Annotated in this window: 17 protein-coding genes, 1 pseudogene and 2 riboswitches; of the genes and pseudogenes, 5 read left to right on the forward strand and 13 right to left on the reverse strand. The window is 69.5% G+C overall.

Annotated elements, in window-relative coordinates; all coding sequences use genetic code 11:
* Positions 1 to 44 precede the first annotated feature (44 nt).
* Together AC1DK4_RS04365 and ahcY are read right to left on the reverse strand one after the other, a co-directional pair.
* Positions 45 to 398, reverse strand: coding sequence for a phage holin family protein (locus tag AC1DK4_RS04365; protein WP_441617543.1), 354 nt, complete (start codon positions 396 to 398; stop codon positions 45 to 47).
* 120 nt (positions 399 to 518) lie between these two features.
* Positions 519 to 1,937, reverse strand: coding sequence for an adenosylhomocysteinase (ahcY, locus tag AC1DK4_RS04370; protein ID WP_441650368.1), 1,419 nt, complete (start codon positions 1,935 to 1,937; stop codon positions 519 to 521).
* A 126-nt stretch (positions 1,938 to 2,063) separates the two neighbouring features.
* Positions 2,064 to 2,160: riboswitch (S-adenosyl-L-homocysteine riboswitch) on the reverse strand.
* Between the two features lie 90 nt (positions 2,161 to 2,250).
* Between ahcY and thiD the strand changes: the two genes are divergently transcribed.
* The gene (gene thiD, locus AC1DK4_RS04375; RefSeq protein WP_441617539.1) at positions 2,251 to 3,081 is read left to right on the forward strand and encodes a bifunctional hydroxymethylpyrimidine kinase/phosphomethylpyrimidine kinase; all 831 of its coding nucleotides are present in this window, start codon (positions 2,251 to 2,253) and stop codon (positions 3,079 to 3,081) included.
* A 133-nt stretch (positions 3,082 to 3,214) separates the two neighbouring features.
* Positions 3,215 to 3,655: a PGDYG domain-containing protein gene (locus AC1DK4_RS04380; protein ID WP_441650367.1), complete on the forward strand. Its 441-nt coding sequence runs from the start codon at positions 3,215 to 3,217 to the stop codon at positions 3,653 to 3,655.
* Between the two features lie 16 nt (positions 3,656 to 3,671).
* Here AC1DK4_RS04380 and AC1DK4_RS04385 read toward each other — a convergent pair whose 3' ends face one another.
* From AC1DK4_RS04385 to thiC, 8 genes and pseudogenes are all read right to left on the reverse strand, one after another.
* Complete coding sequence (locus AC1DK4_RS04385) at positions 3,672 to 4,118, reverse strand: PaaI family thioesterase (protein WP_441650366.1); 447 nt, start codon at positions 4,116 to 4,118, stop codon at positions 3,672 to 3,674.
* Positions 4,119 to 4,137: 19 nt separating this feature from the next.
* Positions 4,138 to 4,251 (reverse strand): biotin/lipoyl-containing protein, encoded by a 114-nt coding sequence (locus AC1DK4_RS04390; protein WP_441650365.1) that lies wholly within the window; start codon positions 4,249 to 4,251, stop codon positions 4,138 to 4,140.
* Between the two features lie 11 nt (positions 4,252 to 4,262).
* Positions 4,263 to 4,559 (reverse strand): annotated as a pseudogene (locus AC1DK4_RS04395) (hypothetical protein); the annotation flags it as partial.
* 108 nt (positions 4,560 to 4,667) lie between these two features.
* The gene (locus AC1DK4_RS04400) at positions 4,668 to 5,807 is read right to left on the reverse strand and encodes a thiamine phosphate synthase (RefSeq protein ID WP_477131403.1); all 1,140 of its coding nucleotides are present in this window, start codon (positions 5,805 to 5,807) and stop codon (positions 4,668 to 4,670) included.
* Complete coding sequence (locus AC1DK4_RS04405) at positions 5,804 to 6,652, reverse strand: thiazole synthase (RefSeq protein WP_441650364.1); 849 nt, start codon at positions 6,650 to 6,652, stop codon at positions 5,804 to 5,806. Before AC1DK4_RS04405 ends, AC1DK4_RS04400 begins: the two co-directional genes overlap by 4 nt.
* A gap of 6 nt (positions 6,653 to 6,658) precedes the next feature.
* Entirely contained in the window at positions 6,659 to 6,856 is a 198-nt protein-coding gene (gene thiS / locus AC1DK4_RS04410) for a sulfur carrier protein ThiS (RefSeq protein WP_441617530.1), read from the reverse strand.
* Between the two features lie 11 nt (positions 6,857 to 6,867).
* Positions 6,868 to 8,046, reverse strand: a complete 1,179-nt coding sequence (locus AC1DK4_RS04415) for an FAD-dependent oxidoreductase (RefSeq protein WP_441617528.1) — start codon at positions 8,044 to 8,046, stop codon at positions 6,868 to 6,870.
* 134 nt (positions 8,047 to 8,180) lie between these two features.
* Entirely contained in the window at positions 8,181 to 10,067 is a 1,887-nt protein-coding gene (gene thiC / locus AC1DK4_RS04420; protein WP_441617526.1) for a phosphomethylpyrimidine synthase ThiC, read from the reverse strand.
* Between the two features lie 101 nt (positions 10,068 to 10,168).
* Positions 10,169 to 10,270, reverse strand: a riboswitch (TPP riboswitch).
* A gap of 251 nt (positions 10,271 to 10,521) precedes the next feature.
* Here thiC and AC1DK4_RS04425 point away from each other — a divergent pair.
* Positions 10,522 to 12,183, forward strand: coding sequence for an acyl-CoA dehydrogenase family protein (locus tag AC1DK4_RS04425; RefSeq protein WP_441617524.1), 1,662 nt, complete (start codon positions 10,522 to 10,524; stop codon positions 12,181 to 12,183).
* Positions 12,184 to 12,387: 204 nt separating this feature from the next.
* Positions 12,388 to 13,932: a methyl-accepting chemotaxis protein gene (locus tag AC1DK4_RS04430; protein WP_441650121.1), complete on the forward strand. Its 1,545-nt coding sequence runs from the start codon at positions 12,388 to 12,390 to the stop codon at positions 13,930 to 13,932.
* A 58-nt stretch (positions 13,933 to 13,990) separates the two neighbouring features.
* Here AC1DK4_RS04430 and AC1DK4_RS04435 read toward each other — a convergent pair whose 3' ends face one another.
* Entirely contained in the window at positions 13,991 to 15,670 is a 1,680-nt protein-coding gene (locus AC1DK4_RS04435; protein ID WP_477131404.1) for a GMC family oxidoreductase, read from the reverse strand.
* 442 nt (positions 15,671 to 16,112) lie between these two features.
* Between AC1DK4_RS04435 and AC1DK4_RS04440 the strand changes: the two genes are divergently transcribed.
* On the forward strand, positions 16,113 to 17,516 hold the full coding sequence (locus AC1DK4_RS04440; protein ID WP_477131405.1) for a coniferyl aldehyde dehydrogenase: 1,404 nt from the start codon (positions 16,113 to 16,115) through the stop codon (positions 17,514 to 17,516).
* A 39-nt stretch (positions 17,517 to 17,555) separates the two neighbouring features.
* Here AC1DK4_RS04440 and AC1DK4_RS04445 read toward each other — a convergent pair whose 3' ends face one another.
* Entirely contained in the window at positions 17,556 to 18,527 is a 972-nt protein-coding gene (locus tag AC1DK4_RS04445) for a Kdo hydroxylase KdoO (RefSeq protein ID WP_441650123.1), read from the reverse strand.
* A gap of 235 nt (positions 18,528 to 18,762) precedes the next feature.
* On the reverse strand, positions 18,763 to 19,926 hold the full coding sequence (gene metK / locus AC1DK4_RS04450; RefSeq protein ID WP_477131406.1) for a methionine adenosyltransferase: 1,164 nt from the start codon (positions 19,924 to 19,926) through the stop codon (positions 18,763 to 18,765).
* Positions 19,927 to 20,122 lie beyond the last annotated feature (196 nt).

A 20,122-nucleotide genomic window follows, 5' to 3' on the forward strand; every position in this document is an offset into this window, starting at 1 on the left:
GGCAAGGCCGCGCGACAACGCCAGGAGCTGTACGGTGCGGCCCCTCAGGCGTTGCGGCGCTCGCCCAGCAGCACGCTCGACAGCAGCCAGGAAATCACGCTGTACAGGATGGAGCCGAGCAGGGCCGCGCCGAAGCCCGTGACCACGAAGCCGGAAAGCAGCTTGCCCACGAACAGGAACAGCAGCGCGTTGATCACGAAGATGAACAAGCCGAGCGTGAGCAGCGTCACCGGCAGCGTGAGGATGACCAGGATCGGCCGGATCAGGGTGTTGACCAGCCCCAGCACCAGCGCGGCGATCATGGCCGAGCCGAAGCCGCCCAGGTGAATCCCGCTGATCAGGTTGCCCACCAGGAACAGCGCGGCGGCGTTGATGATCCAGACGGCCAGCAATCTCATGACGACTCCTTCGCTCGGGTCAGACGGACAAACGACAGACAGATCCACGACAGACAGGCACGGGATACCGCGACGCGCGCGGCCAGGGCTGCCAGCCGGCCGCCCTGGCCGCGACCGCGATCAATAACGGTAGTGGTCGGCCTTGTACGGGCCTTGCTTCTTCACGCCGATATAGGCAGCCTGCTCCTCGGTCAGCTCGGACAGCTGCGCGTTGAGCTTCTTGAGCTGCAGGCGCGCGACCTTCTCGTCCAGGTGCTTGGGCAGCGTGTAGACGCCCACCGGGTACTTGCCGCTATCGCGTTCCTGCCACAGCTCGATCTGGGCGATGGTCTGGTTGGCGAAGGAGCTGCTCATCACGTAGGACGGGTGGCCCGTGCCGCAGCCCAGGTTCACCAGGCGGCCCTTGGCGAGGATGATGATCTTCTTGCCATCCGGGAAGATCACGTGGTCGACCTGCGGCTTGATCTCGTCCCACTCGTACTTTTCCAGCGAGGCGATCTCGATCTCGTTGTCGAAGTGGCCGATGTTGCAGACGATGGCCTGGTCCTTCATCCTGGCCATGTGGTCATGCGTGATGACATGGTAGTTGCCGGTGCAGGTGACGAAGATGTCGCCGTGCTCGGCGGCGTAGTCCATGGTCACCACGCGGTAGCCTTCCATCGCGGCCTGCAGCGCGCAGATCGGGTCGATCTCGGTCACCCACACCTGCGCCGACAGCGCGCGCAGCGCCTGCGCGCTGCCCTTGCCCACGTCGCCGTAGCCGGCCACCACGGCGACCTTGCCGGCGATCATCACGTCGGTGGCGCGCTTGATGCCGTCCACCAGCGATTCGCGGCAGCCGTACAGGTTGTCGAACTTGCTCTTGGTCACCGAGTCGTTGACGTTGATGGCCGGGAAGCGCAGCTCGCCCTTTTGCGCCATCTGGTACAGGCGGTGCACGCCGGTGGTGGTTTCCTCGGTCACGCCCTTGATGGCGTCCAGGTTGCGGCTGTACCAGCTCGGGTCCTTGGCCAGCTTTTCCTTGATGGCGGCGAACAGGAAGGTTTCTTCCTCGCTGCCCGGCTTGGCGATCAGCGAGGCATCCTTCTCGGCGCGCGCGCCCAGGTGCAGCAGCAGCGTGGCGTCGCCGCCGTCGTCCAGGATCATGTTGGGGGTGCCGCCGTCCTTCCAGTCGAAGATGCGGTGGGTGAAGTCCCAGTATTCCTTGAGCGACTCGCCCTTGAAGGCGAACACCGGCGTGCCCGACGCGGCGATGGCGGCGGCGGCGTGGTCCTGGGTGGAGAAGATGTTGCACGAAGCCCAGCGCACGTCGGCGCCGAGGGCAACCAGCGTCTCGATCAGCACGGCGGTCTGGATGGTCATGTGCAGCGAGCCGGCGATGCGCGCGCCCTTGAGCGGCTGCTGGGCGGCGAACTCGTCGCGGATGGCCATCAGGCCCGGCATCTCGGTCTCGGCGATGGCGATTTCCTTGCGGCCCCAGCCGGCCAGGCCGATGTCTGCGACCAGGTAATCGTTCTTCAGGTCAGTCACTGCGTTCATGTTTCACTCCGGTGAAGAGTGGCGCGACGGTGACGAGTGCGGGGGGATATGCGGCCGCGCCGGCATTCCGGACGAAACAGGAATGCCAAGCGGGCGGATAGGTCGACTCGCCTCCGTGGGACCACGGATCAGCGAGCGCCGTTGAGACAGTCCGAGCCTGGCGAATGGCTTACCGGCCCATTGGGGCACAATGACCACATTCGTTGCAACGCTCCTCGGAGTGGCGGTATTGTAGCCTGCCCGGCGGCGCTGCGCACCGCCGCCAGCTCGATTTTTTCTTTGCCGCTTCCCCGCGGCCTGCCCCGTACCGTACATGACCCAGACGACACACCGCCCTCCGCGCACCCTGACCATCGCCGGCTCCGATTCCGGCGGCGGCGCCGGCATCCAGGCCGACCTCAAGACCTTTTCCGCGCTGGGCTGCTTCGGCATGAGCGCCATCACCGCCATCACCGCCCAGAACACCCTCGGCGTCACCGGCGTGCATGCGATCCCCGCCGACATGGTGGCGGCCCAGATCGACGCGGTTGCCAGCGATATCGGCGTGGACGCGGCCAAGACCGGCATGCTGGGCACGGCCGCCATCGTCGAGGCGGTGGCCGCCGCGGTGGACCGCCACGGCATCCGCCAGCTGGTGGTGGACCCGGTGATGATCTCCACCTCCGGCGCCACGCTGGCCGACGACGCCACCAGCCAGGCCATGGTGCGCCTGCTGTTCCCGCGTGCCGTGCTGGTCACGCCCAACCTGCCCGAGGCCTCCTGGCTGCTGGGCCGCAAGATCAGCCGCCGCGGCGAGATGGAGCAGGCCGCACGCGACCTGCTGGCGCTGGGCTGCCGCGCGGTGCTGCTCAAGGGCGGCCACCTGGACCCGGCCGACGCCGGCCTGGACGACCTGCTGATGACGGCCGAAGGCACGGTGCGCGTGTTCTCCCACCCGCGCGTCGACACGCGCAACCTGCATGGCACCGGCTGCACGCTGGCGGCCGCGGTGGCGGCACAGCTGGCGCGCGGCGACGCGCTGGAAGACGCCGTCGATGCGGCGCTCGACTACGTGGCAGAAGCCATCGTCGCCGGCGCCGACCTGGAACTGGGCGCCGGCAAYGGCCCGCTCAACCATGCCTTCGCGCCGCGCGTGATGGGCTGAGCGCGCAGTTCGACTTCTGACGGACCGCGCCGGACGGAAACCGGGAAAAACAGCGGGCGGCGGTATGATCGGACACTTCATTGTCCGGCCATCCGCCGCCCGTTTTCATTTTCCCGACTTCCTCTTGCCAGCCATGTCCGCCCTGACCCAGATCGACCTGCGCACCGATCCCGCCGCCGCGCCTTACCAGAAGCACGAAGTCGTGCAGGTGGCCTTCGCCGCCGCGCCCGGGGAACTCATCAGCCTGGAAGGCCCCAACCGCTACCAGCCGGGCGATGCCGTCGTCACCGGCTCCACCGGCGACCGCTGGGTGGTTTCCCGCGACCGTTTCGACGCCAAGTACGAGCCGCTGCAGGCCGGCACGCACGGGCAGGACGGCGACTACCGCAACAAGCCGGGCGTGGTGCTGGCCAGGCGCATGGCAGATGCGTTCAGCATTGCGCGCTGTGCCGGTGGCGACGTGCTGCATGGCGCGGCCGGGGACTGGCTGATGCAGTATGCGCCGGGAGACTATGGCATCGTGCAGCAGGCGCGCTTCGCCCAGGTCTACCGGCCGGCGCAAGGCCAGGCCTGAAGCCCGGGGCGCGGCCCTAGTTGCCGCCGCTGCTCAGCGGCACCAGCTTGAATGCCGCGCGCGCCACGCAGACGACCTCGCCCTGCGCGTTCTTCACCTCCCCCTCGCAGAAGGCGATGCGCGCGCCGCGCCGCATGCAGCGCGCTTCCAGGTACAGTTCGCCGCGCGCGGCCGAGAGGAAGTGCGTGGACATGTCGATGGTGATCACGCCGGTTTCCAGCGGCGCATGCGAGCGCGCCGCGCCGCTGAGCGTGAAGTCCAGCGTGGCCATCAAGGTGCCGCCGTGCACATCGCCACGGCTGTTGACCAGCGCCGGGCCGACCGGCAGGCGCGTGCGGCACAGGCCCTCCTCGATATGCACCGGCTGCAGTCCAAGGTGGCGCATCAGCGGCACATCGATGCCGAAATAGGGCTTATCCGGGGTGCCGGGCGCCACCGGGACGATCTGTGCGGGACTTTCCAAAACGTTGTTCCTTTCGCGTTCAATGATTCGAGTTCGACGACCACCCGGCCTCGGCAACGGCATCGCCGGCCTGCACCAGGATGGCCTTGACCACGCCAGCATAGTCGGATTCGAGCGGGATCTTCATTTTCATGGACCCTGCCATCATGACGGCGTCGCCGGCCGCAATGGTAGCGCCAACTTAGGTGTGGATGGCGCGGACGGCGGCTTCACGCGGAAGTGCTCGGTGTCCTCGTACGCGATGCGCTGCACGCCGTCGGCGCCGAGGCTATAGATCCACGCGTCGGGGTAGGCCATCAGGATCGGCGAGTGCGTGGCGATGACGAACTGCGAGTCGTCGCGCGCGAGATCGTGGATGCGCGCCAGCGCCGCCAGTTGCCGCTGCGGCGAGAGCGCAGCGTCGGGTGCGTCGAGCAGGTAGAGCCCGTTGCCGCGAAAGCGAGGCGTGCCCGGCTTTCTCGGGCGCCTGCCCTTCCGCCGTTTCCCTTCTCCCGGCACGCCTCTCCCGCATGCGGGAGAAGCGCGCGGACCGCCGGTTCGCCAGGTGCTTCAGGCGGCGGGGAACATGCCCAGCAGGTGCTTCACCGCGGCGGGCACGTCGGCCGCCTCGGTGATGGCGCGCACCACCGCCGCGCTGCCGACGCCGACGGCCAGCACTTGCGGCAGGCGCGCGGCATCGACGCCGCCGATGCCCACCAGCGACGGGATCACCGGCTGCATCAGCTTCGCGTAGGCGTGGAAGCGGCCCAGCCCCTGCGGCGCGGTCGGCATGACCTTGGTGGTGGTGGGGAAGATCGCGCCCAGCGCGAGGTAGCTCGGGCCGATGGTGGCCACGCGCAGCATCTCGGCATAGCCGTGGGTGGACACGCCGAGGCGCAGGCCGGAGGCGCGCAGCGCGTCGAGGTCGGCCTCATCGAGGTCTTCCTGGCCGAGGTGGATGCCGTAGATGCCGCTGCGCGCGCTGTCGCTGCCGAAGCTGGCGTGCAGGTCGATGGCGGCGCGCCAGTGGTCGTTGATGAACAGCCGCGAGGCGCTGCCGCGCGCGGCACCCGCCGCGCGTGCGATCTCGGCGCGCACGGCCTGCGCGTCGTCCGACTTGAAGCGCAGCTGCACCGTGGGCACGCCGTGCGGCACCAGGCGCTCGATCCATTCGGCGCTGGGCACCACCGCGTACAGGCCCAGCGGCGGGCACGGCGCGAAGGGCTGGGCGCGCTGCTCGGGCGGCACCAGCGCGGCATGGCGCACCTGCGGGAAGCGCGCGAAATCCGCCGGCCACTCGAGCGAATCCGCCTGCCAGGCGCGGGCCAGGCAGAGCGCGTCGTGCGCGGGGAAATGCAGCGCCAGGCAGGCCAGCAGCACGGCGGTAAAGGCCGGCGGATGCGCGGTGTCGCTGTCGGCATGGGCGCTAAAGACCCAGGTGCCCATCGGCGAGCGCACGGTGTCGATCCAGCGGCCGCCTTCGCGCTCGCTCTCGATGGCGATCGCGCCGGCGGCGGCGATGCGCCYGAGCGCGTCGGCATCGGCCTCGCCGTCGGACAGCACCACGTCGGCGTGGCCGAGCGCCCCGGCGCCGGGCCGCGCCCAGGCGGACCAGCCCTTGTCGCTGGTGCCGAAGCTGGCGCCGTAGCGCGCCAGCAGCGTGTCGCGCAGCGCCGTGTCGACGGCGGCTTTCACGGCAGCGTGACTCATGCGCGGTCCTCCACGCCTTCGGCGTGCCAGAACGGCATGCCGACCACCGGCGTGCTGGCCTGGGCGATCTCGCGCTCGGGCATGGGGCCGGCCAGGTAGGCGGTGCGGCCGGCGTCGACCGCCAGCGCGAAGGCGCGCGCCATATTGACCGGATAGGCGGCCTGCGCCACCGCGGTGTTCAGCAATACGCCGTCGTAGCCCCACTCCAGCACCTGGGCCGCGTGCGACGGCAGGCCGAGGCCGGCGTCGACGATCAGCGGGGTGTCGGGCAGGCGTTCGCGCAGCACGCGCATGGCGTGCGGGTTGACCACGCCCTTGCCGGTGCCGATCGGCGCGCCCCAGGGCATCAGCGCCTGGCAGCCCACGTCGAGCAGGCGACGGCACAGCACGAGGTCCTCGGTGCAGTAGGGCAGCACCTTGAAGCCTTCCTTGATCAGCGTCTCGGCTACCGCGGGCAGGTTGAGCGTGTCCGGCTGCAGCGTGTAGTCGTCGCCCACCAGCTCGAGCTTGATCCAGTCGGTCTCGAACACTTCGCGCGCCATCATGGCGGTGGTGATGACTTCCTGCGGTGCCATGCAGCCGGCGGTATTCGGCAGCACCGGCACGTTGAGCGCCTTGAGCATCTGCCAGAAGGACTGGCCGCCCTCGCCGTCGCCCACCGCGCCCTGGCGGCGCAGCGCCACGGTCAGCATGGCGGGCCGCGACGCTTCCACGGCGGCCTGCAGGGTGGCGGGAGACGGGTAGCGCGCGGTGCCCAGCAGCAGGCGCGAGGTGAACGATTCGCCGTACAGCACGAAGGGATCGCCGAGCAGGTCGCGGCGGGGATCGGTGGTATCGAATGTCATGTTGGTTCAGCCTCCCGTCACGGGTTGCACGAGGTCGATGCGGTCGCCGGCGGCGAGCGCGGTGGCGGCATGCGCGGCGCGCGGCACGAACTGGCCGTTGAGCGCGGCGGCAAACGGCGGCGCGATGCCGGCGCCGGCCACCGCGTCGGCCAGCGTGGCGTTCTCGGCAAGGGCCAGCGGGCGGCCGTTGAGCAGGATTTCCATAGTCTGTCTGTTCAGTGCAGGACAGGCGCGCCGGCGACGGTCTCGAGCGCCGGGCCGATCATCCCCGGCCAGCGCAGCGCGGCGGGCACGGCGTGGGCGGCGGGATCGCCGCTGAGCAACGCGCGCACCACCTGGCAGGCGGCCTCGGTCACCGCCGGCGCGATCAGGAAACCGTGCCGGTACAGGCCGTTGAGGCGCACCACGCGGGCATGCTGGTCGACCCGGATGGCGGGCAGGTGGTCCGGCCGCGTGGGCCGGCGCTGCACGTTGAGTTCGAGCACGCGCGCTTCGCCAAAGGCCGGATGCAGCGAGTAAGCCGCCGACAGCAACTCCAGCGCGGAGCGCACGCTCATCGGCGAATCGTCCTCGCTTTCGAGTTCGGTGGCGCCGATCACGTAGAGGTCGTTGGGCTTGGGCGCGATATAGATCGGGTAGCGCGGATGCAGCAGGCGCACCGGGCGGTGCAGCTTGACCTCGGGCGCGTGCACGCGCACCACCTCGCCGCGCAAGCCGCGCAGGCCGGGCATGGTGCCGCGCGCGGCCGGCTGCGCGGGCCACGCGGCGCGCGCGCCCAGGCCACGGCAGTCCAGCACCGCGCCCGCGCTGATGCCCAGCGCAGGCAGGTCCCGGGCCTCGATCTCGCCGGCTTCCCACACGCAATGCAGGCCTTCGGCCACCGCGCACGCCAGCAGCGCGCGCAGCGTGCCGCGGTTGTCGAGCTGGCCTTCGCCGGCCAGCAGCAGGCCCTGCGGGAAGCGCCCCGCGAGCGCGGGTTCCAGCGCGGCCACGCCGTTGCCGTCGAGCGCGCGCATGCGCTCGGCCACCAGCGCGGGCGGCGCCACCGCGCGCACGCGGCTGGTGAACAATGACATCTCGCCGCGGTCGCGCGCATGCCAGACCACCAGCGTGCCGTCTTCCTGGAAAAACACCGGCTCGGGCAGCTCGGCCACCCAGGCGCGCCAGAGATCGACGCTGGCCACGCCCAGCTCGACGATGCGGCGCTCGGCGATGGCGGATTCGGCCAGCGGCGCCAGCATGGCCGCGGCCACGTGCGCGGCGGAGCCGGCGCCATCGGGGCCGGCTCGCTCGACCAGCGCCACGCGCAGGCCGGCACGCACCAGTTGCCAGGCGGAAAGGCGCCCGGCCAGGCCGGCGCCGAGCACGGCCACATCAAACGACTGCACTGTCATGGGGATGCTTTGCGCCGGCGGCTGCCGCGACTGCGCGGCGGGCGCCGGCCTCCTTTAAGTCTGGGAGCGCCTCCTCGCGAAGGCACGGTACTACGTGTGCGGCGCCCGCTTGCGCGGGGGCCGCCCCCCTTGCCTTACGAGTAGATCTTGCTGCCGCTCTTGACGAACTCGATCGACTTTTCCTGCATGCCCTGCTCGGCTTCGGGCTTGAGCGAGGCGGCGTAGTCGCGCACTTCCTGCGTGATCTTCATCGAGCAGAACTTGGGACCGCACATCGAGCAGAAATGCGCGATCTTGGCGCCTTCGGCCGGCAGCGTGGCGTCGTGGTACGAACGCGCGCGCTCGGGGTCCAGGCCGAGGTTGAACTGGTCTTCCCAGCGGAACTCGAAGCGCGCCTTGGACAGTGCGTTGTCGCGCAGCTGCGCGCCCGGCCAGCCCTTGGCAAGGTCGGCCGCGTGGGCGGCGATCTTGTAGGTGATGATGCCTTCGCGCACGTCTTCCTTGTCCGGCAGGCCCAGGTGTTCCTTGGGCGTGACGTAGCACAGCATGGCCGTGCCCATCCAGCCGATATTGGCCGCGCCGATGCCGCTGGTGATGTGGTCGTAGCCGGGGGCGATGTCCGTCACCAGCGGTCCGAGCGTGTAGAACGGGGCCTCGTAGCAGTGCTTGAGTTCCTCGTCCATATTGGCCTGGATGCGCTGCAGCGGCACGTGGCCCGGGCCTTCGATCATGACCTGCACGTCGTGCTTCCAGGCCTTGTCGGTCAGCTCGCCGAGCGTGCGCAGCTCGCCGAACTGGGCGTCGTCGTTGGAGTCCGCGATGCAGCCCGGACGCAGGCCGTCGCCGAGGCTGAACGASACGTCGTAGGCCTTCATGATTTCGCAGATCTCGTCGAAATGCGTGTACAGGAAGTTTTCCTTGTGATGCGCCAGGCACCACTTGGCCATGATCGAGCCGCCGCGCGAGACGATGCCGGTGACGCGGTCGGCGGTCATCGGCACATAGCGCAGCAGCACGCCGGCGTGGATGGTGAAGTAGTCCACGCCCTGCTCGGCCTGCTCGACCAGCGTGTCGCGGAACATCTCCCAGGTCAGGTCCTCGGCGATGCCGCCGGTCTTGTCCAGGGCCTGGTAGATGGGCACCGTGCCGATGGGCACCGGCGAGTTGCGCAGGATCCATTCACGGGTTTCGTGGATGTGCTTGCCGGTGGACAGGTCCATGATGGTGTCCGCGCCCCAGCGGATCGACCACACCATCTTTTCCACTTCCTCGGCCAGCGACGAGGTCACGGCGGAGTTGCCCAGGTTGCCGTTGATCTTGACGCGGAAGTTGCGCCCGATCGCCATCGGCTCCAGTTCGGTGTGGTTGATGTTGGCGGGGATGATGGCGCGGCCAGAGGCGATTTCCTTGCGCACGAATTCCGGCGTCATGTCTTCCGGACGCAGCGGCAGCGACGCACCCAGCGCATTGCCCGGGTGCTGGCGCAGCAGCGCCTTGTATTCGGGCTTGTCGTACAGCGCCTGCAGGTTCAGCGACTCGCGCAGCGCCACGTATTCCATCTCGGGCGTGATGATGCCGCGGCGCGCATAGTGCATCTGCGACACGTTGGCGCCGGCCTTGGCGCGGCGCGGGTTGGTCAGCTGGGCAAAGCGCAGGTGGGCGGTGGCCGGATCGGCGGCGCGCGCCAGGCCGTATTCCGACGACAGGCCGGCCAGCACTTCCGTATCGCCGCGCTCTTCGATCCACTTGCCGCGTACCGAGGGCAGGCCTGCCTTCAGGTCGATATGCACGTCCGGGTCGCTGTACGGGCCSGAGGTGTCGTACACSGGGATCGGCGGGTTGGACATCTCGCCCTTGTCCGTGCGCGTGGACGTCTGCAGGATCGTGCGCAGCGGCACGCGGATGTCCGGGCGGCTGCCGCTCAGGTAGGTCTTGCTGGAAGCGGGATAGGCGAACTTCTTGTCGAGATCGGTCTCGAGCGACTCGAAGGAAGCGGCGGGGGCGGAGTTTGTGCGGGCCATGGGTATCGTCCTCTCTCTTGCGGGGATGGACGAAACCAGGAGCCCTGAGCATGGACGCGGCGCTGTGTCCGGGTCATGTGCCTCGCTGGAGGCAGGAGCTGTTCGGTAACCATGAAACTTCCCACGCCGGTACTAGCCGGATCGGGTTCGAAGGGACTCTCTCAGCCGCACGGCCCATCCGTACGGCACCCCTGTTTCATCCAACGGGGTGAATTTAAGCACAAGGGCCGGGGCTTGACCACCCCTGTTTCAATCTGGACAGTCGTGCGCGGAAGTCAGCATTGGCGCTTGTTGCAGCGCGGCAGGCATCGTGGGACGCGGGCACCACACCGGAGCGGCATGGTTGACGCCGTGCGGGGCCGCCCCTTGCCGTCACATGATGCGCGGCTTGCTCTACCATGCAGAAAACAGGACAACACTGCGACATCACGCACCACGCCACCCTGGAGACCGCATGACCGAAGCCGCCACCCATCGCGTGTTCAACCAGGTTCCGGATCTCGCCGGCCACAACCTGTTCGCCGGCGACCCGGTGCTGCGCGCCGCGCTGGAACGGCTGGGAGGCGGCTGGCATGCCGGTGCGCTGGAGGCATTCGGCGCGCGCCTGGGCGAGCCCGACGTGCAGCGCTGGGCGGCCGAGGCCAACCGCGATTCGCCGCAACTGCATACGCACAGCCGCACCGGCGAGCGCATCGACGAGGTGCAATTCCCGCAGGCATGGCACGAACTGCTGGGGCTGCTGCGCGGCCAGCAGCTGCAGGCGCTGCCGTTCGCGCAGCCGCGCGACGGTGCCTGGGTGGCGCGCGCGGCGGGCTACTACCTGCAGGCGCAGGCCGAATCGGGCTCGCTGTGCCCGCCCACCATGACCTTCGCCAGCATCCCGGTGCTGCAGAAGGAGGCCGCGCTGTTTGCCGAACTGGGGCCGAAGCTGTTCGCCACGGAACACGATGCGCGCGACCTGCCCTGGCGCGACAAGCGCGCCGTCATGATCGGCATGGGCATGACGGAAAAGCAGGGCGGCTCGGACGTGCGCAGCAATACCACCGTGGCGCGCGCCGTGCGCGGCGAGGGCCGCGGCGCCGAATACGAGCTCACCGGCCACAAGTGGTTCTTCTCCGCGCCGATGTGCGATGCGCACCTGGTGGTGGCGCGCATGGGTGCCGAGGACGGGCCGCTGTCGTGCTTCTTCGTGCCGCGCTTTCGCGACGACGGCAGCAAGAACCCCGTGCAGATCCAGCGCCTCAAGGACAAGCTGGGCAACCGCTCCAACGCCAGCAGCGAGGTGGAGTTCCGCGGCGCCACCGGCATCCTGATCGGCGAGGAAGGCCGCGGCATCCCGACCATCATCGAAATGGCCACCCATACGCGGCTGGACTGCGTGATCGGCAGCGCCGCCATCACGCGCGCCGCGCTGGTGCAGGCGCTCCACCACGCGCGCCACCGCATGGCCTTCGGCCGCCTGCTGGCGGACCAGCCGCTGATGCGCAACGTGCTGGCGGACCTGGCGCTGGAAAGCCAGGCCGCGACCCTGCTGATGATGGAGCTGGCGCAAGCCTTCGAGCGCGCCGACACCGATCCGCTGGCCACCGCGTGGAAGCGCATCGTCACGCCGGCGGCCAAGTTCTGGATCTGCAAGCGCGCCATCGAGGTCACCGGCGAAGCCATGGAGGTATGGGGCGGCAACGGCTACGTGGAAGACGGGCCGATGGCGCGGCTGTATCGCGAAGCCCCGGTCAACTCGATCTGGGAGGGTTCGGGCAACATCATGTGCCTGGACGTGCTGCGCGCGCTGCAGCGCAATCCCGAAGACGGCGCCCGGCTGCTGCAGGACCTGGCCCGGCGCGCCGGCGGACATCCGGCGGTGCGCGCCGAGCTGGCCTCGCTGCAGGCCATGCTGCGCGACGCCCCCGAACACATGGAGGCCGGCGCGCGGCGCTTTGCCCAGGGCCTGGTGCTGGCCGCGCAGGCGGCGCTGATGCTGGGCCATGCCGATGCCGAGGATGCCGAGCACTTCGTGGCAAGCCGCCTCGGGCGCCAGCACGGCCGCGTGTTCGGCACGCTGGAGGGCGACGCGGCCGGGCTGGCGCGCGTGGTGGCGCGCGCCTGGCCGGCCTGAAAGCCGGCCCGCTCCGGCCTGCCCCCGGGCCATCTTCCCGGCCCGCCCCCCCTTCTTAATTCCCCGGCAGCGCTACAGCTGCTGCCGGTCCTGCCGTAAACAGCCTTTGACACTAATGGCATACATTGCATACATAAGTGCCGGATCGTCCATTTTCCTGACTCAGTGCCGCGCTCCGCCGAGGCGGGCGTCGCCCATCCCGACATGAATATCAGTCAACGCTTGTTGCTTTCCCTCTCTCTTGCCCTGCTGGCCCTGCTGGTGGTCGGCCTCGGCGGCATCTGGCAGCTCAGCCAGTCGGAAGATCGCTTCGAATACTTCAACGACAACACGCTGGGCAGCGTGCGCACCCTTGGCAGCCTCAAGGACGACGTGAATGCGATGCGCATCGCGATGTACCAGCACACCATGAGCGAGGACCCCAAGGCCAAGGCCGGCATGGAGCAAGCCATGGCGCGCGCCGACCAGAAGTTCGAAGCCACCACCGCCAAGTACGGCCGCGACGATATCAGCGACGACACCGACGGCAAGCTGCTGGAAGCGGACCGCGCGGCCTTCAAGCGCTATCGCGATGCGCGCCCCGCCCTGCTGGAAAAATCGCGGGCCAACGATTACCTCGGCGCCCAGGCAATGCTGTTGAGCGGCGAACTGCACGACGCTTCCGCCGTCCTGCGCAAGGCGCTCGACGAGCACATCGCCTACAACGGCGAATTGGGCGAGCGGGCGGTCGTGCAAAACCGCGGGCAGTACCGCACTGCAGTGGTGGTGTTCTCGGTCGTGATCGCCGTGGCCGTGCTGGTCACCGGCGCCCTGGCGGTGACCTTGTACCGCCGCATCCACGGCAGCCTGGCCGAGATCGAGCAGACCCTGGAATACGTCAGCGAAAGCCTGGACCTGGAGCGCCGCGCGCCGGTCGGCCGCCTGGACGAGATCGGCCGTACCGCGGCGGCCTTCAACACCCTGCTTGGGCGGGTGGGCGTGGCGATGCGCGAAGTCCGCACCTCGACGGAGTCCGTGGGCGTGGCGGCACGCCAGATTGCGGCGGGCAACACCGACCTGTCGGCACGCACCGAGCAGCAGGCGGCGTCGCTGGAAGAAACCGCATCGAGCATGGAGGAGCTGACCACCACCGTGCGGCAGAACGCGGACAACGCGCGCCAGGCCAGTGGCCTGGCCGGCGATGCGGCCCGCGTGGCCGAACACGGTACCACCGCCGTGCAGCAGGTGGTGCAGACCATGGGCGCGATCGCCACCAGCTCCAGCCGCATCGCCGAGATCACCAGCCTGATCGAGGGCATCGCKTTCCAGACCAATATCCTGGCGCTCAACGCCGCGGTGGAAGCCGCGCGTGCCGGYGAGCAGGGCCGCGGCTTTGCGGTGGTGGCCGGCGAGGTGCGCAGCCTGGCGCAACGCTCGTCCAGCGCGGCGAAGGAGATCAAGGACCTGATCGACGAATCGGTCGGCACCGTGCGCGCCGGCTCCTCGCAGGCCCAGGACGCCGGCAAGACCATGGACGATGTGCGGCAGGCAGTCAAGCGCGTGTCCGACATCATCGCCGAGATCGCCGCGGCGTCGGACGAGCAGAGCGCAGGGATCGAACAGGTCAACCAGGCAGTCGGGCAGATGGACCAGGTCACGCAGCAGAACGCGGCGCTGGTGGAAGAGGCGGCCGCGGCGGCGCAGTCCCTGGACGACCAGGCCGGCAAGCTGCGCGACACGGTATCGTCCTTCCGCCTGGCCAAGGCCTGAGCGGCGCGGCGCATCGGGCCCGGCCGCCGCGCGCCGGGCCCTTGCCTGCCGGCGCCGGCTACACCGCCAGCGTCTCCGCCAGGCGCAGCACCACGCGCGGGCCGTGGCGGATCAGGTCATGCGCCCGTTCGCCGATCATGATGGCGGGCGCGTTGGTGTTGCCACCGATCAGCGTCGGYATGATCGATGCGTCGACCACCCGCAAACCCTCCACGCCCCGCACGCGCAGCTGCGGGTCGACCACCGCGCCTTCGTCCATGCCCATGCGGCAGGTGCCCACCGGGTGATAGATGGTGTCGGCATGCTCGCGGATCATGGCGCGGATGACGCCGTCATCGCCGCCCTCCGCGGGCAGGTGCCCCGAATAGAGCTCCTTGCCGCCGAACGCCGCCAGCTGCGGCTGGGCCAGGATGCGGCGCACGATGCGCACGCCGGACACGAGGTCGTCGAGATCCCGCGGGTCGGACAGATAGCGCGGATCGATCAGCGGAGCCTCGCGGATATCGGGCGAGGCCAGCGTGACCTCGCCGCGGCTGTGCGGGCGCAGTACGCAGACGTGGCACGAATAGCCGTGGCCGAAGCGAATGCGGCGCATATGGTCGTCGGCCATGCCGACCACGAAGTGCAGCTGCAGGTCGGGCTCCTCCAGCTCGGGCCGGCTCTTGAGAAAGGCGCCGGCCTCGGCGAAGTTGGATGTCAGCATGCCGGTGCGCTCGCGCCGGTAGCGCAGGATCTCGGCCAGCAGGCGGAAGGCACCGCCCACCGACACGCCGAACAGCTCCGATGCCGCCACGCGCTTGTGCACGATGATGTCGAGATGGTCCTGCAGGTTGGCGCCCACGCCCGGCAGGTCGTGCACCACGGGAATGCCCAGCTCGCGCAGATGCGCCCCCGGGCCTACCCCCGACACCATCAGCAATTGCGGCGAGCCGAAGGCGCCGGCCGAGACGATCACCTCGCGGCGCGCCCGCAGCAAGGTCTCGCGGCCGTCCAGCCGCACCGTCACGCCCACTGCGTGGCGGCCGTCGAATTCGATGCGCAGCACCTGCGCACCGGTCAGCACATGCAGGTTGGCGCGCCCGGCGTTGCTGGCGCGGTCGTCGGCATCGCCGCGATGGAGATAGGCGCGCGCGGCATTCCAGCGCTCGCCGCCGTGCTGGGTCACCTGGTACCAGCCTGCGCCCTCCTGTTCCATGCCGTTGAAATCGTCGTTGCGGCGGTAGCCGGCCTGCTGCGCCGCCTCGATGAAGCGCTGGCCGAAGGCATTGGGCGTGCGCAGGTCCGATACGTGCAGCGGGCCGCTGCCGCCGTGCAGCGGGTCGTCGTCGCGTCCGGCCAGGCGTTCGTTGCATTCGGCGCGGCGGAAGTAGGGCAGCACGTCGTCCCAGGCCCAGCCGTCGCAGCCGCCCATGGCCCAGCCGTCGTAGTCGGACGGACGGCCGCGCGTGTAGATCATGGCGTTGAGCGAGGAACTCCCGCCGAGCCCGCGCCCGCGCGGCTGGTAGCCGCGGCGCCCGTCCAGGCCGGGCTGTGGCACGGTGCGGTAGCCGTAATTGCGCGCACCCGCGCGCGGCAGCATGAGGGCGGCGCCCGCCGGCGCGGAAACCAGCACATGGTGATCGTGCCCGCCCGCCTCGAGCACCGCCACGCTGTCGCTGCCGCTGTCGGCCAGGCGCCCGGCCAGTGCGCAGCCGGCCGAACCGGCGCCGACGACGAGATAGTCAAAGGTGGTTTCCATCTGTCTCTCCGCGTGGTCGGAGGTCGGTGCGCCCGGGCTTGCGGCGCCCGCCGCGGCTGCCCGCAGATCCGGTCTGAAAACCAGTGTAGGCGCTTTGCACGGGAGCTGAAAAGGGGGAAGCGGGAGACGCGCAAGGTGGCTGGCCGGCCGCCGGAGATGCACGGGCACGCAGGCGGAACGAAGGCGGAACCAAGCCGGAAGCGGGGCGGGGAATGCACCTGCGAGCGTGCCGGCGGCAGGTCCCGCGGAGGCAGCCGCATGCGCCCGGAGACACCCGCCAGTCCTGCGGGAATACGCCCGGAATACGGCCGGAATACGCCCGTTTGAAGCGGTTCCCGCCAGGGCGGCCGGCATTGTCACCGCGCACGGCATGGCATATGGTGCGGGAATCGATAACGCCGCGCGCGCCACGGGCAGCGCATGGCCCATGGGAGATCGCCACATGAGAGAAGTGCCCGAGATGTCATCCGTATTCGACGCCATGCGCGCCGCCTCGCGCAGCGACCAGGCACCGGCCTGGACCGTGCGCGCCGACCGCCTGCGCCGTCTGCGCAAGCTGGTGACGGATCATCAGGACGAGATCTCGCAGGCCATCAGCGCGGATTTCGGCAACCGGCCGCGCCAGGAAACCGCGCTGCTGGAGGTCTTCCCGAGCCTGGCCGGCATCGACGGCGCGCTGCGCCACGGCAAGCGCTGGATGCGGGTGCGGCGCGCGCGCACCGGGCTGTGGTTCAAGCCGGCCAGCTCGCGGCTGATGCCGCAGCCGCTGGGCGTGATCGGCATCGTGGTGCCATGGAACTATCCGCTCTACCTGACCATCGGCCCGCTCGCGGGCGCGCTGRCCGCGGGCAACCGCGCCATGGTCAAGCTCTCCGAGTACACGCCGCGCTTTGCCGCGCTCTTCGCCACGCTGGCGCAGCAGGCCTTCGCCGCCGACGAGCTCACGGTGGTCAACGGCGACGCCGGGGTGGCAAGCGCCTTCTCCGCCCTGCCCTTCGATCACCTGCTGTTCACCGGGTCGACCCAGGTCGGCCACCATGTGATGCGCGCGGCGGCCGCCAACCTCACGCCGGTCACGCTGGAGCTGGGCGGCAAGTCGCCGGCCATCGTCGGCCCGGGTGCCGACCTGGAGCGCGCGGTCGAGCGCATCCTGGTCGGCAAGCTGCTCAATGCCGGCCAGACCTGCATCGCGCCCGACTACGTGCTGCTGCCGGAGGCGATGCGCGACCGCTTCGTCGAAGCGGCGCGCGCCTGCGCGGGCAGGCTCTACCCGGACCTCGGCAGCAATCCCGACTACACCACCATCATCAGTGCGCGCCATTTCGCGCGGCTCGACGGCCTGGTCGGCGACGCCGCCCGCGCGGGCGCCCGCGTGGTGCCGCTGACGCAGGCGCACTCCGACCCGCAGCGGCGCCGGCTGGCGCCGCTGCTGCTGCTCGACGTGCCCGACGGCGCGACCGTGATGCAGGAAGAAATCTTCGGCCCGGTGCTGCCGCTGGTGACGTACCGCTCGCTGGACGAGGCCATTGGCTATGTCAACGCGCGGCCGCGGCCGCTGGCGCTCTACCTGTTCGAGAAGGAGCGCGGCGCGATCGACCGCGTGATGGCGCAGACCGTGGCAGGCGGCGTCAGCATCAACGAGACCTTGCTGCACATCGCGCAGGAAGACCTGCCCTTCGGCGGCGTAGGGCCCAGCGGCATGGGCGCGTACCACGGCGAAGCGGGCTTCGAGACCTTCTCCAAGCTCAAGCCGATCTTCCGGCAATCCGGACTGAACGGCGCCGGACTGCTCAAGCCGCCATACGGCAAGCGCTTCGAGACGATGATCCGGATGCTGATGCGCTGACGCGGCGCCGCCGGCCCGCGCCCCAGGGCCGGACTCGCGTCAGGATGACAGCATTGGCCGGCCCAGCATGCGCGCCAGCACCGCCTCCGGCGAGTGCGTGTGATCGCTGATGGCCTTCGGCGACAGGTAGTAGGTCTGTTCCATCATCGCCCGGCCGCGCATGGCCGCATGCAGCACCTGGTCGCTGAACACAATCCAGGTGGAACCCGGCGGGAAGTGGAATTCCTGCTGCGGCACGCTGGCCTGGTATGCCAGGTCCGCCTTGGCCAGGTCATGCAGCTGCAGCATGCGATGGTCGTACTCCGAGCGGCGGCGCTTGGTGATGCGCAGCAACTCCATCAGGCGGGCCTGACCCGGCCACATGCCCTTGGTCTGCGGCACGAAGCGGCGCGCGAAATCGCCGAAGGGCTCGCCCACGCGCCACACGCGCGGCGCCTGCGGGTCGATGTTGTGGAACACGCGCAGCAGGCGCTGGCCCAGCAGCGGGTTGGACGGGAAGGAGTCCACGTGCAGGCGCGTGTCGTCCTTGCGCCAGCTCACCGGGCGGCCGGCGATTTCGCTCGGGCGCAGCGAGGTGCCGGCGCGCACCATGTGCGGGCCGTATTCCGGGAACAGGCTCAGCACCAGCTTTTCGCTGGACTCGGCATAGCGCTTGATCAGCCGGTACAGGTCGCCGAGATCCCGCTCGCTGCCGGTGGCGCCGCGCACGGCGCGGTCGTTGGCGCGCAGGTTGATGTTCTTGGACTTGCCGTCGGACCAGCGGCTGTCGAGAAAACGCTCCTCGCCGGTCTCGAAGCGGAATTGCAACTGCGGGAAGTAGAGCACCGCGCCCTGCTCCAGCTGCTGGCGCAGGCCTGCCGCGGTGGCGGCGTCGACCTGCGGCGCCCAGTCCGTGTAGGGCTGCGTGCGGATCAGGTTGAAGGCAGGCTCGCTCGCCCCGGGCACGGTAGCCGGGCCGGAGACGGCGGGCGTGGAGACCGGGCGGGTCGAATGAGTCGATTCTTGTGGCATGGGCATCCTCGGTATGCGGGCTCCGGCGGAATCCAGCGGGCTCCCGCGGGATGACAAGACGCCACTTGCACGGGCAGCCTTGCGATCCCGCGATTCTACCCTCGCGGCCCCGCCGCGCCACGCCTGGAGCGCCGCGGTTGATCTCCGGCAAGCCGGGCGGCTTTCGCGCCCCCTGCCGCGGGCACAAGAAAAACGCCGCCCGGAGGCGGCGCTTTTCGGTACGGACGCGACAGCCTTACAGGCCGGCGGCAGCGCGCAGGACGGCAGCCTTGTCGGTCGCTTCCCACGAGAATTCCGGCTCTTCGCGGCCGAAGTGGCCGTAGGCGGCGGTCTTCTCGTAGATCGGGCGCAGCAGGTCCAGCATCTGCACGATGYCCTTCGGGCGCAGGTCGAAATGCTCCTGCACCAGCGCGGCGATCGCCTCGTCGGAGATCTTGCCGGTGCCTTCCGTGTACACGGTCACGTTGATCGGGCGGGCCACGCCGATGGCGTAGCTGACCTGCACCTGGCACTGGCGCGCCAGGCCGGCGGCGACCACGTTCTTGGCCACGTAGCGGGCGGCATAGGCGGCCGAGCGGTCGACCTTGGACGGATCCTTGCCCGAGAACGCGCCGCCACCGTGCGGCGAGGCGCCGCCGTAGGTGTCGACGATGATCTTGCGGCCGGTCAGGCCGCAGTCGCCTTGCGGGCCGCCGATGACGAAGCGACCGGTCGGGTTGACCAGGTACTTGGTGTCCTTGAGCATCGCGGCCGGCAGCACCGGCTTGATGATCTCTTCGATCACGGCTTCGCGGATCTGCGCCTGGCTGATGTCCGGCGCGTGCTGGGTCGACAGCACCACGGTGTCCACGCTGTGCGGGCGGCCATCGACGTAGCGCACGGTCACCTGCGACTTGGCATCCGGGCGCAGCCAGGGCAGGCGGCCGTCGCGGCGCAGCTGCGACTGGCGCTCGACCAGGCGGTGCGAGTAATAGATCGGGAAGGGCATCAGTTCCGGCGTCTCGTCGCAGGCGTAGCCGAACATCAGGCCCTGGTCGCCGGCGCCCTGGTTCAGGTAGTCGTCGGAGGCACGGTCCACGCCCTGCGCGATGTCGGGCGACTGCTTGTCGTAGGCGACCAGCACGGCGCAGCCCTTGTAGTCGATGCCGTAGTCGGTGTTGTCGTAGCCGATGCGCTTGATGGTGTCGCGCGCGACTTGGATGTAGTCGACGTTGGCGGTCGTGGTGATTTCCCCGGCGAGGACTACCAGCCCGGTGTTGCAAAGGGTTTCGGCCGCTACACGCGCGTACTTGTCCTGGGCCAGGATGGCGTCCAGGACTGCGTCGGAAATCTGGTCTGCGACCTTGTCGGGATGGCCTTCGGAGACGGATTCCGAAGTGAACAGGAAGTCGTTTGCCACGAACTTATTCTCCAGGTTGGCTATTGCGTGCCAACCTATTCAGTCCGGGCGGCGACGCTTTAGCGGTATTTTCAAGCCGTTCCGGTAGAACGGTATCGCCCCGCAAGTTGTCAGTTAACTCGGCGATACGCGTTATTATACGCGGCTGCGAGCCGGCCTGCAGCGCCCCCGTTCCGATTGGGGTTGCCCGTGCGGC

This window comes from Cupriavidus sp. 05N38 (assembly GCF_056397345.1).